The sequence below is a fragment of the Paenibacillus sp. FSL H7-0323 genome, assembly GCF_038002725.1.
GTDB lineage: Bacteria > Bacillota > Bacilli > Paenibacillales > Paenibacillaceae > Paenibacillus_AQ > Paenibacillus_AQ odorifer.
The window spans coordinates 3,636,008-3,649,522 of sequence record NZ_JBBODB010000001.1 but is presented as its reverse complement, the minus strand read 5'-3'; the positions used below and the strand labels follow the sequence as shown (position 1 = coordinate 3,649,522).

General features: G+C 46.9%; 12 protein-coding genes. 10 read left to right on the top strand and 2 right to left on the bottom strand.

The features are described from left to right. Positions 1 to 11: 11 nt before the first annotated feature. Positions 12 to 839 (bottom strand): TerC family protein, encoded by an 828-nt coding sequence (locus MHH89_RS16605; RefSeq protein WP_036679597.1) that lies wholly within the window; start codon positions 837 to 839, stop codon positions 12 to 14. A gap of 662 nt (positions 840 to 1,501) precedes the next feature. Between MHH89_RS16605 and nifB the strand changes: the two genes are divergently transcribed. From nifB to MHH89_RS16555, 10 genes are all read left to right on the top strand, one after another. Next, complete coding sequence (gene nifB / locus MHH89_RS16600; RefSeq protein ID WP_076308820.1) at positions 1,502 to 2,878, top strand: nitrogenase cofactor biosynthesis protein NifB; 1,377 nt, start codon at positions 1,502 to 1,504, stop codon at positions 2,876 to 2,878. Positions 2,879 to 2,881: 3 nt separating this feature from the next. Then, positions 2,882 to 3,751 carry a nitrogenase iron protein gene (gene nifH / locus MHH89_RS16595; protein ID WP_256717248.1) on the top strand — a complete coding sequence of 290 codons (870 nt, stop codon included), beginning with the start codon at positions 2,882 to 2,884 and terminating at the stop codon, positions 3,749 to 3,751. A 75-nt stretch (positions 3,752 to 3,826) separates the two neighbouring features. Continuing rightward, positions 3,827 to 5,290: a nitrogenase molybdenum-iron protein alpha chain gene (gene nifD / locus MHH89_RS16590; protein ID WP_076279964.1), complete on the top strand. Its 1,464-nt coding sequence runs from the start codon at positions 3,827 to 3,829 to the stop codon at positions 5,288 to 5,290. Continuing rightward, positions 5,287 to 6,828 carry a nitrogenase molybdenum-iron protein subunit beta gene (gene nifK, locus MHH89_RS16585; RefSeq protein WP_076308822.1) on the top strand — a complete coding sequence of 514 codons (1,542 nt, stop codon included), beginning with the start codon at positions 5,287 to 5,289 and terminating at the stop codon, positions 6,826 to 6,828. Before nifD ends, nifK begins: the two co-directional genes overlap by 4 nt. A 161-nt stretch (positions 6,829 to 6,989) precedes the next feature. Next, the gene (gene nifE / locus MHH89_RS16580) at positions 6,990 to 8,354 is read left to right on the top strand and encodes a nitrogenase iron-molybdenum cofactor biosynthesis protein NifE (RefSeq protein ID WP_076218882.1); all 1,365 of its coding nucleotides are present in this window, start codon (positions 6,990 to 6,992) and stop codon (positions 8,352 to 8,354) included. After that, a complete protein-coding gene (nifN, locus tag MHH89_RS16575) occupies positions 8,344 to 9,681 on the top strand; it encodes a nitrogenase iron-molybdenum cofactor biosynthesis protein NifN (RefSeq protein ID WP_076218881.1) in 1,338 nt (445 codons plus the stop codon). Before nifE ends, nifN begins: the two co-directional genes overlap by 11 nt. Then, positions 9,647 to 10,051 (top strand): NifB/NifX family molybdenum-iron cluster-binding protein, encoded by a 405-nt coding sequence (locus MHH89_RS16570; RefSeq protein ID WP_076218880.1) that lies wholly within the window; start codon positions 9,647 to 9,649, stop codon positions 10,049 to 10,051. The genes nifN and MHH89_RS16570 overlap by 35 nt, the downstream gene beginning before the upstream one ends. After that, complete coding sequence (locus tag MHH89_RS16565; RefSeq protein ID WP_076279961.1) at positions 10,035 to 10,601, top strand: DUF269 domain-containing protein; 567 nt, start codon at positions 10,035 to 10,037, stop codon at positions 10,599 to 10,601. The genes MHH89_RS16570 and MHH89_RS16565 overlap by 17 nt, the downstream gene beginning before the upstream one ends. Before the next feature lie 38 nt (positions 10,602 to 10,639). Then, entirely contained in the window at positions 10,640 to 11,392 is a 753-nt protein-coding gene (locus MHH89_RS16560; protein ID WP_076279960.1) for a HesA/MoeB/ThiF family protein, read from the top strand. Continuing rightward, positions 11,389 to 12,519, top strand: a complete 1,131-nt coding sequence (locus MHH89_RS16555; RefSeq protein WP_280753694.1) for a homocitrate synthase/isopropylmalate synthase family protein — start codon at positions 11,389 to 11,391, stop codon at positions 12,517 to 12,519. The genes MHH89_RS16560 and MHH89_RS16555 overlap by 4 nt, the downstream gene beginning before the upstream one ends. 92 nt (positions 12,520 to 12,611) lie before the next feature. Here MHH89_RS16555 and MHH89_RS16550 read toward each other — a convergent pair whose 3' ends face one another. Then, positions 12,612 to 13,502: a carbohydrate ABC transporter permease gene (locus tag MHH89_RS16550; RefSeq protein WP_036679567.1), complete on the bottom strand. Its 891-nt coding sequence runs from the start codon at positions 13,500 to 13,502 to the stop codon at positions 12,612 to 12,614. Between the last annotated feature and the right edge of the window lie 13 nt (positions 13,503 to 13,515).

The following is a 13,515-nucleotide window of genomic DNA, read 5'->3' as shown; positions in this document are numbered from 1 at the left end:
TATTTTAACGATTATTTACCGAGTTGTTTGTCTACTTCTCGAACCGGATTCTCGCCAACATTCTCTTCAACCTTGTGGCTACTCATAAACCAGCCGATTACAGCGATGAGTACGAGCACAACGTAGAAGGTGGCTTTCCACCAGGTACTATGAGCGAAATCTTCGGACAGAACACCAAGTGAAGGGTGCGCCAATGTAATGACTGACAGCTTAACACCCACCCAACCTACGATAAAGAAGGCTGCAATTTCAAGTCCTGGACGGGAATGCAGCAGCTTAACGAAGAAGGAAGCTGCGAAACGCATAATGACCAGACCGATAAATCCACCGGCAAAGATGACGAGGAATTGTCCGCCATCGAGGCCTCCGATTTTTGGAAGACCACTTGCAGGAAGAGCAACCGCGAGTGCAACTGCGGCTAGGATGGAATCGACCGCGAAGGCGATGTCAGCAACTTCTACCTTCAGAACAGTAAACCAAAAGCTGGATTTCTTTTTATTGACCGCACCGTCAGTGCCGCTTTCAGCAGCTTCATCTGTGACGGGCTTCTTAAACAACAGTTTTCGGAAAATATGATTACCCGCGATAAATAATAAATAAATCGCGCCGATGGCTTGTACTTGCCAGATATCGACCAGATAGGAGATGACAAATAGCGAACCGAATCGGAACACGAAGGCCCCCGCTAATCCGTAAAACAACGCTTTTTTTCTTTCCTCATCAGGAAGGTGCTTAACCATAATTGCCAATACCAATGCGTTATCTGCGGCGAGTAGTCCCTCTAGTGCTACCAGAACAAGCAATACCCAACCGTACTCTAATAATAATCCCCAATCCATTACTGTTGTCCTCCCTTTTTGAATGCAAATATCTACCAAAAGATATCTACCCTACCATTTTAACCAAATTTATATAAAAAAGACCTTTACCAAACAGATTAGCCTTTGGAATAAAGGTCTAACCTGATTGGTAAAGGTCTCGCTAACAATGTGAATTGCCAATAAAGCCGGAGAATATCCTCATATTCTCGTATTGACGACTTTATTTAACAGCTACTCCCCTTTACGGGATATATTAAATTTTTAAGATTATTCAATGTGTTCTTGCCTAAAGAGATCATATACGAGATGAAAGTCATTGTCAATAAAAGTTGCAGAAATAAATGGATTCTATCTTTTAAGAATCCTTAAAATGGCCAGAAACATGACATGATGACGGAGAATCAACAGAGATTGGATAAAATGGAAACGGAAACATGATAGATATAGGTTATATAAACTCACATTTAATATGACGAAACTGCAAACATAAGGAAAAACAGGACTTAAAAAGGGAAAACTCGATTGACGATGTAGGTTGATGAAAATATGATGAAACTAATCAAAGCAATCAAGCGAGAAGTGTGTTAACTAAAATTACATCAGTTGTTCTATCGGAGTGAGTTTTACTGCGAAGAAGTACTAGTAGTTCATGCTGCATAAAATTTTTAGGAGGTGGGGAAATGCCGCAGGCGTCATCGAGGTTATCCATTGAAGCAGAGGAGGAGCTCAGCCGCCATCCCTGCTACAGTGAGGGAGCTCATCGTTTTTTTGCTAGGATGCACATCCCGGTTGCTCCCGCCTGTAACATCCAATGTAATTACTGCAACCGGAAATTCGATTGTGTGAATGAAAGCAGGCCTGGTGTAGTTAGTGAAGTGCTAACTCCAGAGCAAGCTGAACGCAAAGTGAAAGGTGTAGCCGCACAGCTGATGCAACTGTCGGTAGTTGGGATTGCAGGTCCGGGTGATCCGCTGGCGAATCCAGAACGAACCTTTGACACGTTCGAACGAGTCAAGCGGCAGGTCCCTGATGTTACCCTTTGCCTGAGTACTAATGGATTGACCCTTTACAGGCATGTAGACGCCATACTAGCGCTAGGTATCCGTCATGTCACGATCACCATCAATGCCATTGATCCCAATGTGGGCCGTGAAATTTATCCATGGGTTGTTGACGAAGGGATCCGGTACGAAGGACAAGAAGCAGCGGAGCTGCTGATCAGCCGCCAGCTTCAAGGTTTGGAGCTGCTGGCGCAGCAAGGTGTTCTTGTTAAAGTTAATTCCGTTATGATTCCAGGGGTCAATGATCATCATCTCCCTGAAGTATCGCGAACAGTTAAAGCGCTCGGGGCAACTCTGCATAATGTGACGCCTTTAATTATCGCACCGGGAAGTCAGTATGAACGGGATGGGCGCAAGGCGCCGCGTCCTAAAGAACTGCACAACCTGCAGGAAGTGCTTGGGCGCGAAGGGATGAAGGTCATGCGCCATTGTCGGCAATGCCGTGCTGATGCCATTGGGCTGCTAGGTCAGGATCGTAATCAGGATTTTATATTAGAAAAGATGGATGAAAATCCAGTTATTAATGAGCAAGCTAGAGCGCTCTTTCAACGTGAACTCGATGCCAAAATCCGTCAGCGTGTCAAAGCCAAAGAGCTAAGGCAGAACTCTTTCCAGCAAGGGCAGCACACCACCAAAGTCGCTGTTGCTACACGTGGTGGGGATAAGGTCAATCAACATTTTGGCCACGCGACAGAGTTCATGGTTTATGAAACGGATGGAATAAGCGTGAAACTGCTAGGTATCAGAAAGATTCAGGCCTATTGCCACGGTAAAGCGGATTGTAATGGGGATAAGAATGCCACGCTACAAGAAATTATTTCTATATTACAGGACTGTCAAATATTGCTCTGTTCTGGTATTGGCGATGTCCCTCGCGCCAGCTTAAATAAAGCCGGAGTATTGCCTCTGGTGCGTAAAGGTGAAATACAAGATGCGATTCTCGAAAGTGTGAAGATCAGCTCTTATTTTGAAAATATATCGATTTCGAAGGGATGATGAATGATGAGACAAATAGCTTTTTACGGTAAGGGCGGTATCGGTAAATCCACAACTTCGCAGAACACTTTGGCGCAGCTCGCCACTAAATTTGGTCAAAAAACAATGATCGTAGGCTGTGATCCTAAAGCGGACTCCACACGGCTGATTTTGAACACTAAAGCTCAGAATTCAGTGCTCCAATTGGCAGCAGAAAGAGGAACGGTTGAGGATTTGGAGCTCGAGGATGTAGTTCAGTTGGGATATGGCGACATTCTTAATGTGGAGTGTGGTGGACCTGAACCGGGTGTGGGTTGTGCCGGCCGCGGGATTATTACAGCTATTAATTTTTTGGAGCAGCAAGGGGCTTATGAAGGATTGGATTTTGTATCCTATGACGTACTTGGTGATGTGGTATGCGGTGGATTTGCAATGCCGATCCGTGAGAATAAAGCACAGGAAATTTATATCGTATGCTCCGGGGAAATGATGGCTATGTATGCGGCCAATAACATTGCGCGCGGAATTCTAAAGTATGCCAACAGCGGTGGCGTAAGATTGGGCGGTCTGATCTGCAACAGTCGTAATACGGACCGTGAGGATGAGCTCATTATGGAGCTGGCACGCCGTTTGAATACACAAATGATCCATTTTGTCCCGCGGAATAATGTGGTTCAGCATGCAGAGCTGAGAAGAATGACCGTGGCCCAATATAATCCTCATCATCAGCAAGCGAGAGAATATGAGATTTTGGCAGAAAAGATCCTGAATAACAATATGATGACAATCCCGACCCCGATTTCTATGGAAGAGCTGGAGGATTTACTCATGGAATTTGGTGTGATTGAGGATGAAGAGACGGCGCTGAAAAAGCTGCAGGCATCTGGCCAATAATTAGGTTCGTCCGGTGAACAGGAGTGGAGAGACGGCTGTTCACCGGATCACTCTAAGGGATGAGGAGGGTTCAGAATGGGGCTTAATATCGAAGATAACCAAAAGATGCTCGAAGAGATTCTTGAGGCTTACCCGGAAAAGGCACGGAAGGATCGTCAGAAGCATTTTGAAATCAATAATGAAGAGTTAATAAACTGTGGCAAATGCGCCATCAAATCGAATATGAAGTCCCGTCCGGGGGTTATGACCCAAAGAGGATGTGCTTATGCCGGTTCGAAGGGCGTGGTCTGGGGCCCGATCAAGGATATGGTGCATATCAGCCATGGTCCTGTAGGTTGTGGGCAATATAGCTGGGGAACAAGACGGAATTATGCCAACGGAACACTGGGCATTGATAATTTTACGGCTATGCAGGTGACGAGTGATTTTCAGGAGACAGATATTGTATTTGGCGGTGACAAGAAGCTTGAAGTCATTTGCCGTGAAATTAAAGAAATGTTCCCACTGGCTAAAGGAATTTCGATCCAATCAGAGTGTCCTGTGGGGCTAATCGGAGACGATATTGAAGCGGTGTCCAAAAAAATGTCTATCGAGCTAGGTATCCCGATCATTCCCGTTCGTTGTGAAGGGTTCCGTGGGGTTAGCCAATCCTTGGGTCATCATATTGCTAACGATGCGATCCGTGATTTTCTGATGGGGAAGAAGGAGCTTGCGGAATGTGGTCCTTATGATATTAATATTATCGGAGATTATAACATCGGTGGGGACGCTTGGGCTTCACGCATTTTACTGGAGGAAATGGGTCTGCGTGTTATTGCGCAGTGGTCTGGGGATGGAACCATCAATGAATTGGCGATCGCGCATAAGGCGAAGCTCAATTTGATTCACTGTCATCGCTCCATGAACTATATGGTAACGACGATGGAGAAAGTATATGGGATTCCTTGGCTGGAATACAACTTTTTCGGGCCGACCAAAACCGCTGAAAGCCTTCGAGCCATCGCCGCAAGATTTGATGAATATATTCAGGAAAACTGCGAGAAAGTCATCGCTAAGTACACGCCACAAATGGAGGCGATTATCTCTAAATTTAAACCCCGGCTGGAAGGTAAAAAGGTCATGCTGCTGGTAGGCGGATTACGTGCTCGCCATACACTGGGGGCTTATGAGGATCTGGGGATGGAGGTGGTGGGCACAGGTTATGAGTTCGCTCACAAGGATGATTACGAGAAGACATTTCCTGAACTTCCGGAAGGCACTATTATCTACGATGATCCAACCGCTTACGAGCTGGAAGAGCTTGCGCAAAGACTTGATATTGATCTGATGGGCTCGGGTGTGAAGGAGAAATATGTGTATCACAAGATGGGTATTCCTTTCCGGCAAATGCACTCTTGGGATTATAGTGGTCCTTACCATGGCTATGATGGGTTTAAGATTTTTGCTAAGGACATGGACATGACCATTAACAGCCCAGTGTGGAGCTTGATCAATTCAGGGAAAACAGGATCACTCCCTAAAAAGGAGGCGGGCGTATGAGGGACAAACTGGAGATCCCAGATTACAACACATTATTTCAAACTGAACCCTATGTGAAGCAACGTGAAGGGAAAAAAGCATTCGAGGCACCCTGCAGTGAGCAAGAGACAGCAGAAGCATTAGCCTACTCGAAGTCGTCTGAATATAAGGATAAGAATTTTGCCCGCACCTCACTGGTAGTTAATCCTCATAAAGCATGCCAGCCCCTAGGAGCCTTGATGGCTGCGCTGGGATTCGAAAAAACTCTGCCGTTTATACATGGCTCTCAAGGCTGCACTGCGTATTTTCGTAGTCATTTAAGCCGTCATTTCAAGGAGCCGACCCCCGCAGTTTCTTCCTCTATGACAGAAGATGGTGCGGTGTTTGGAGGGATGAACAATCTTATTGATGGTCTTGAAAATAGTGTGGCGCTCTATAAGCCAGAGATGATAGCTGTATCCACTACATGTATGGCTGAGGTTATAGGGGATGATCTGCAGGCTTTTATATCCAATGCCCGCCAGAAGGATGCAATTTCGAACGAAATTCCAGTGCCCTACGCCAACACGCCAAGTTTTTCCGGATCACATATTACAGGTTACGATTCCATGTTAAAGTCCATCCTCAGTACCTTGTTCATCCGCTCTGGGATTGAAGCTACCCCTGGCAGTGGAGAGGGAACTGGAGAGAAGCTGAATGTCATTTTAGGGTTTGAGCCTTATACGGGGAATTTTGCGGAAATTCGAAAAATCCTTGCCGCGTTTGATACAGGCTACACCTTCCTTGGTGACCACAGCGGAAATTTTGATTCCCCGGCTACGGGAGAATATTCCTATTATTATGGGGGAACGAAGCTGGCGGATGTGCCGAAGGCAGCTAATGCGTTGGGAACTCTTTCACTTCAGAAATATTCTGTCAAAAAAACATTGGAATACATCAGCGGCACATGGAAACAACAGACCGTTGCGATGTCGACTCCGCTGGGCATTCATGCCACAGATCGGCTAATAGAGTCTATCAGTGAATTAACGGGATTGCCCATTCCGCCTGAGCTTGTGGAAGAACGTGGCCGGGTAGTGGATGCTTTGCTCGATAGCCACCCTTATCTGCATGGCAAACGAGTGGCTTTAGTTGGCGATCCGGATTTGCTGATCGGCCTGATTGAATTCTGTCTGGAAGTGGGTATAGAGCCTATTCATATTGTGTGCTCCAATGGGGAAAACGGATTTAAAGAAGAAGCGAAAGCTCTGCTTGCTGCCAGCCCCTACGGGGCAGAAACGACGGTTCATATCGGAAATGATTTGTGGCATATGCGCTCTCTGCTGATTGATGATCCTGTGGATCTTGCCATTGGAAGCTCTCATCTTAAATTTGCTGCCAAAGATGCCGACGTTCCTTTGATCCGTGTAGGCTTCCCTGTCTTTGACCGCCATCATCTGCATCGTTATCCGATTATCGGTTATCAAGGTGCCTTGAACTTGTTAACTACTATAGTAAATACAATTCTGCAGGGGTTGGATGAGGATTCATCTGGCTTCAACCACGATCTTGTTCGTTAGTAGGAGAACGTTAAGCCGAATCGTATACTTCCGATTCATTCCCTCGTCCTCATACGGAGCCGAGCGTTGGGGAGCGGCCGGAAGTGCAATATTTATCGTAGTGACACTGAATAATTGAGCATTTTAAGCGTAAGGAGTATTCAGTTACGGGAGGTGGTACGATGGAGTCCATCAGAAACGATGTATTCGACGCGCAAGCTTGCGGGAGCTTAACTCCGAAATCGAAACCATGTCCACGCCCCAAGCCGGGCGAAGCGGCTGGGGGCTGCTCCTTTGACGGAGCCCAAATCACGCTGCTGCCGATCATGGATGCTGCGCATCTTGTCCATGGGCCGGCTGCTTGTGCCGGGAATAGCTGGGAAAGTAGAGGGGCTTTGTCAAGCGGGCCTTCGCTTTCACAATACGGATTCACTACAGATCTCAACGATAACGATATTATTTTTGGCGGAGAAAAGAAACTGAAAGATAGCATTGACTATATTGCCGGGCGCTTTATGCCTCCGGCAATATTTGTATATGCGACCTGTGTGACAGCATTGATTGGCGAGGATTTGGATGCGGTATGCAAGGAAGCGGCAGGCAGATTGGGGCTTCCTGTGATCCCCGTGAACAGCCCCGGATTCGTAGGCAGTAAGAATCTTGGAAATCGGCTGGCTGGTGAAGCGCTGCTACAATATGTAATTGGCACAGGTGAACCAGAGATTGAGATTCCTTTAGGTGTGAATTTGATTGGGGAGTACAATATCGCGGGTGAAATGTGGGATATCGAGAAATTAATGAAGAGTGTTGGAATTACGCTAATGTCCAGAATTACAGGGGATGCAAGATATAAGGAAATTACATGGGCACATCATGCAAAAGTGAATATGGTTGTGTGCAGCCGTGCATTGTTAGGTCTGGCAAAAGAAATGGAGGCAAGATACCACATTCCTTATTTCGAAGGCTCCTTCTATGGGGCCAAGGAGACAACTTATTCCTTACGTCAAATGGCTTATTTGCTGAATGACCGTGAGATGGAGCGGCGTGTGGATCGGTTGACGGAACGAGAGGAAAGCAGACTGATTCAGGAGCTGCGGCCCTACCGCAAGCTGCTTAAAGGAAAGAAAGCAGTTCTCTATACGGGTGGAGTAAAAAGCTGGTCGATTATTTCCGCACTGAAGGAGTTAGGCGTTCAGGTGGTAGGTGTAGGCACGAACAAAAGCACGGAAGATGATGTACGGCGTATAGCGGATCGTGTTGGTGATGACACCGAATATATCCCGGAGGGCGGGGCAAGCCGAATTATCAAAACCGTCCGGGATCGTAAGGCAGATATTATGATTGCTGGCGGACGGAATATGTATGTGGCAATGAAAGAGCAGATTCCGTTTATCGATATTAATCAAGAAAGACACAAGGCCTATGCTGGTTACGAAGGTTTACTAAGGCTGGCTAAGGAGCTGACGTATTCTCTTGCTAATCCAATCTGGAAGCTGGCTGCCAGTGCCGCTCCCTGGGATAAGGAGGAACCTTCCTATGACCGTTAACAAAAGGAGTAAACCTACTTCAGTTAATCCAATCAAAATCGGTCAATCCCTTGGTTCCGTACTGGCATTTCAGGGTTGCTACAAGGCATTGCCTATTGTGCATGGCGCGCAAGGTTGTTCCGCATTTCCGAAGGCGCTGCTTACCCGGCATTTTCGCGAGCCTATAGCCGTACAGACCTCTGCTTTGCAGGAGATGGATGTAATCTTTGATGCGAATCGTAATTTAGAGGAAGCTCTAAATACCATACTCAGTAAACACCGACCAGACATTATAGGCATTATTGGGACTGAGCTGACGGATGTGGCTGGAGTGGATTATCAATCCATGCTCAAGACCTATAAAAGGGAGCGGAACATGCGGGGTGGGCTTGCTTTTTCCGTCACCTTACCTGACTTTCGTGGTTCATTGGAATCGGGGTTCAGTTCTACCGTGGAGGCGATGCTTGATGAGATGATTCAGCAGGTAGGCCATCGGGGTTCAAGGAGTGTGAATTCACGTCAGATTACCCTCTTGCCGGGATCGTTTCTGACGCCGGGTGATGTGATGGAGCTGAAAGAAATGATATCCTCCTTCGGTTTTGAGGTAATCGCTGTACCTGATATATCGACCTCTTTGTCTGGGCATCTGCTGACAGGATTTTCACCGCTAACAAGAGGTGGGGTGCCTCTAGATTCGATGCTGCAAAGCTTGCATTCGGGTCTAACCCTTGCCATCGGCGGAAGTATGGAGCGTCCAGCTAGAAGACTGCATAATGCGCTGGGAACTCCCTACAAAGTATTCGAGAGTGCTATGGGGCTTAAAGCAACGGATGATATTTTGCAATTTCTGCATCAAATTAGCGGGCAGCCGGTACAGCTTCGTTATTGCTGGCAACGAGAGAATTTATTGGATAGCATGCTGGATGCTCATTTTCAATTTGCGGGAATGTCTGCACTTGTTGCGCTGGAGCCAGATCATTTGTATACCGTATCTTCTTGGCTCGAAGAGCTGGGGGTGGAGCAAAAGGCCCTGGTCACTTCCTATGAAACTCCTTTGGTGGTTGAGATGGAACGAGAGGTATGGGTCGGTGATCTGGATGATGTTGAGTTTTTGGGTAAAGGTGCAGATTTATGGATCGGTAACTCACATGGGATAAATGGAGCGGCGCGGTTAGATGCAGCATTTATGGCGGCTGGATTTCCCGTTTGGAATGAGCTTGGTGCTTATATGGCCACTTCTGTAGGGTATCGGGGAGCGATGGAGTGGACGAATAAAGCGGCGAATCTGTTAATGCGAAGGGAGGAGGAACATCGTGAAAGTAGCATTCGCTACAGAGGATGGAATTAGAGTGAATGCCCATTTTGGGCAGAGTCCGATGTTCGCAATTTATAAAGTTACCAAAAGTGGCGGGGAGCTTATAGGTCTTCGTAAACTGCCAACGATTCTCAATCAGGATGAAGCAGGCAAAATAGAGAGTCGTCTGGAGGTGGTAGAGGATTGCACGCTAATATTCATCATGCAGATTGGAGCCTCAGCAGCGGCAAGAGTCACACGTCATAAAATTATGCCAGTAAAGGTTCCACCAGGCAGTCCTATTGATGAGCAAGTGAAGCGGATTGTTGAAATGCTACAGGGCAAACCACCAATGTGGCTAGCCAAGGTATTACATGCTGAAAATGAAGCGGAAGGGGCGAGTGTAGATGGATCCCATAGCTAATGAGAGTGCTGCATTAATGGGCCGGGTTGCTCCGGAAGCGGCAGTATTAAACCGCCGTAGTCGAACCACGGAGAAAGAGCTGGATAAAGATATAGCAAAGATGTTCATACGGCGGTTGTGTCAATTGCTTGATACAGAAGACTTTTTTGGAAGACATGCTTCTCTTTCACCACAGAAGAAGATCGAACGATTGTTTCTCGCTTCCGCTGAAGATAAGAACAAATCTGATTTTAACTGCGCGGTTTCTCCAAAAGTCCGTTTGCAGGTTCCTCTCTTGTTTCAGGCGGTGGCGGGCGTGATCGAGGAGAAGAGTGGGGTTCTGGTTCAGAGTTCATCTGAAATAAACGGGGAAGGATTTGGGCGTGCTCTTTTATATAGTGATCGGATTATTCTTGTGTTAAAAAGCTTGAGAGCAGGTTTTCCGTTTCCTTTTACCTCTGAGGAGAAAGTAATTCGCTACGGCGTTGCTTGTGTAGAAGAAGGGTTAGCCTTTATGGATAAATTTAATGAAATGACAGCTCTTTATGGAACGGATGGTCTGGAGGGTTAGATTCCAATGATGCAGCTCAGCCACAGGGAGGGAGCAACATGGAGCAGCTTATAGGCGGCACCGAACTGGAACGATACGCTCGCCAATTGAAGCTGCTTGGAGAGGGCGGGCAGAAAGCGCTAAAAGAAGCTACAGTGATGATTGCTGGAATTGGAGGGCTTGGAGGCACTGCCGCACTTTATTTAGCTGCTGCCGGAATCGGCAAGCTGATCTTGGCGCATGAAGGAAACATTGTGCCTCCAGATTTAAATCGACAGATATTGATGGACAGTGATCATTTAGGTATGGAAAGGATGAGCACAGCCATTCAGCAGCTAAAACGTCTGAATCCAAATGTTGAAATGGAAGGATTTAATTCGAAGATTGAATATAATATGGCAAAACCTTGGGTAGAACAAGCCGATATAGTGATTGATGCACGGTATGATTTTCCGGAAAGATATACGTTGAACCGCCTATGTGTAGAAACCGGCACGCCAATGGTAGAGGCGGCGATGTATGGATTTGAGATTTCACTAACAACGGTTATACCTGGTGAAACCCCTTGCTTAGAGTGTCTTTATCCGGATGTGAATCCAGAATGGGAACCGTTTGGCTTTCCAGTATTGGGAGCAACCTCCGGAATTGCGGGTTGTCTGGCTGCGTTGGAAGCCGTAAAATGGGTTACAAGGGTAGGGACGACTTATGCGGGCGTAATGCATCGCTTCAATTCACTCGACTTCGCCTGTTACAGCGTCCATATTACCCGTAATCCGAATTGCACTTGCTGCGGAGAGGAAGGTAAACCGTGAAAAGTCTCAGGCTATGTGACACGACACTTAGGGATGGTGAACAGGCGGCTGGAGTTTCATTCACGAGGGAAGAAAAGCTGGAAATCGCAAGGTTGCTGTCGGAATGCGGAGTGGAGCAAGCAGAGGTAGGAATTCCTGCCATGGGCAAGCAAGAGCAAGAAGATATTGCGGCTATCGCTGATTTAGGTCTACCTATGAAGATGATGACTTGGAATCGGGCTTTGGAAAGTGATATCGACAAAGCTTGGGCGACGGGTGTGAACTGGAGTCATGTATCGATCCCTGTCTCGGAAATTCAATTACAAGGTAAGCTAGGTTTAACACCTGCCAAAGGTCTGACAAGATTACTGCATGCGACGGAATATGGTCAACGGCTAGGAATGACTGTGTCGGTGGGGATGGAGGACTCTTCAAGGGCAAGTATGGAGTACCTGGTTGAACTGGTAAATACATTATATAAAGAAGGCATTCGTTGGTTCCGTTATGCAGATACGGTATCTGCTCATCATCCGGGTCAAATGGCAGAGCGGGTAAGCACATTACTTAGTGCTGTTCCTGTAGATGTAGAGCTTGAGGTACACTGCCACAATGATTTTGGTCTTGCGGCTGCAAACACACTTAGCGGTATTGCCGCGGGTGCGGTCTGGGCAAGCACTACGGTAGCAGGGATTGGTGAACGTACCGGGAATGCAGCAATGGAAGAAGTAGTAATGGCTTGGCGTTATCTTTATGGCGGAGAGAGCAGCGTACGTCCGGAGTGTTTGAAGGGGCTGGCGGATAGGGTGATCACAGCCTCGGGCCGAAGTGTCGGCGATGCCAAACCAATCGTCGGATCACTCGCCTTCACACATGAATCTGGGATACATGTTGACGGTTTGTTGAAAGAAACAGCCACCTACCAGACCTTTGATCCCACAGAGGTGGGGAGAGCACATCATTTTGTGTTAGGTAAACATTCCGGAAGTGGTGGAATCATACATGTACTGAACGCACATGGTTTAGAGGTTAGTGCTGGAACCGCGGGACGTTTGCTTGAACGGGTGAGAGACTATGCCGAAGTTAATAAAGTGAATGTGCCAGAGCTCCTCTTGGTTGAATGGCTGAGGGAGGATTGGCAACGACCGTAAGAGATATTAGTAAGAATGAATAAAGGCTGACAAGACGGGTACGAAACCTGTCTTGTCAGCCTTTTAATGTTGTTAGGATTAAGTTTATTGTGTTAGCCCTTAACCGCTCCAGCGGTAATTCCCTTGGTCATCTGTTCTGTGAAGAGCAGGTAGATCAGGATGGTTGGGATAGCGATGATCGTCATAACCGCGAACTGTGCACCATAGTTGGATGAATACTCACCAGTGAATTTCATAATGGAGAAGGGAATTGTCTTAAGATCTTCCGAGGTGAGGAAGGTGTTCGCCATAATGAATTCATTCCACGTGCTGATGAAGTTGAGCACACAGATGGTTGCCAGCGCGGGTTTGGTGATGGGCAGGATGATACGGAAGATTAACCCGTAAATGCCACTGCCATCAATAACGGCGGACTCTTCAATAGCCCGTGGGATGGTCTCCAGGAACCCGGTCATAATCAGGACACTCATGGGGATGACAATGGCTGAGTAAGGCAAAATCAATGTGTACATATTGTTCAGCATCCCAAGCTTGTTAAACAGAATGAAGTTTGGCAGCAATGTGGCGTGAATCGGGATGATCATGCCTAACATGATTAGAGAGAGGACAATGCCACTTAGCTTCCATTTCATCCGGGTAAACGCATATCCCATCATCAGGGACACCAGCGCAGAGAGCATAACAGTTATCACTGTAATGATAAGACTGTTGGCGAAATAACGTGGCACACGCCCGTAGGTAAAAGCGTTTCGATAGTTCTCCCACTGGGGTGGAGAGGGCCATTTCAGAAATGAGCTTCCAAAGAACTCACCGCTCTTGAGCAGGGAATAATCGATCAACCAAATAAGCGGAAATAACTGAATCAACGCGATGATACATAGGAACACCATCATTAGGATTTTGCCCGTTGTAGGCTTTCTGCGTTCTTGTTTGTGAAGGTTTAGCTTAGGGGGTGAAGCGGCAGGCGATAAGGAATTATTCATAGGATTTCCTCCG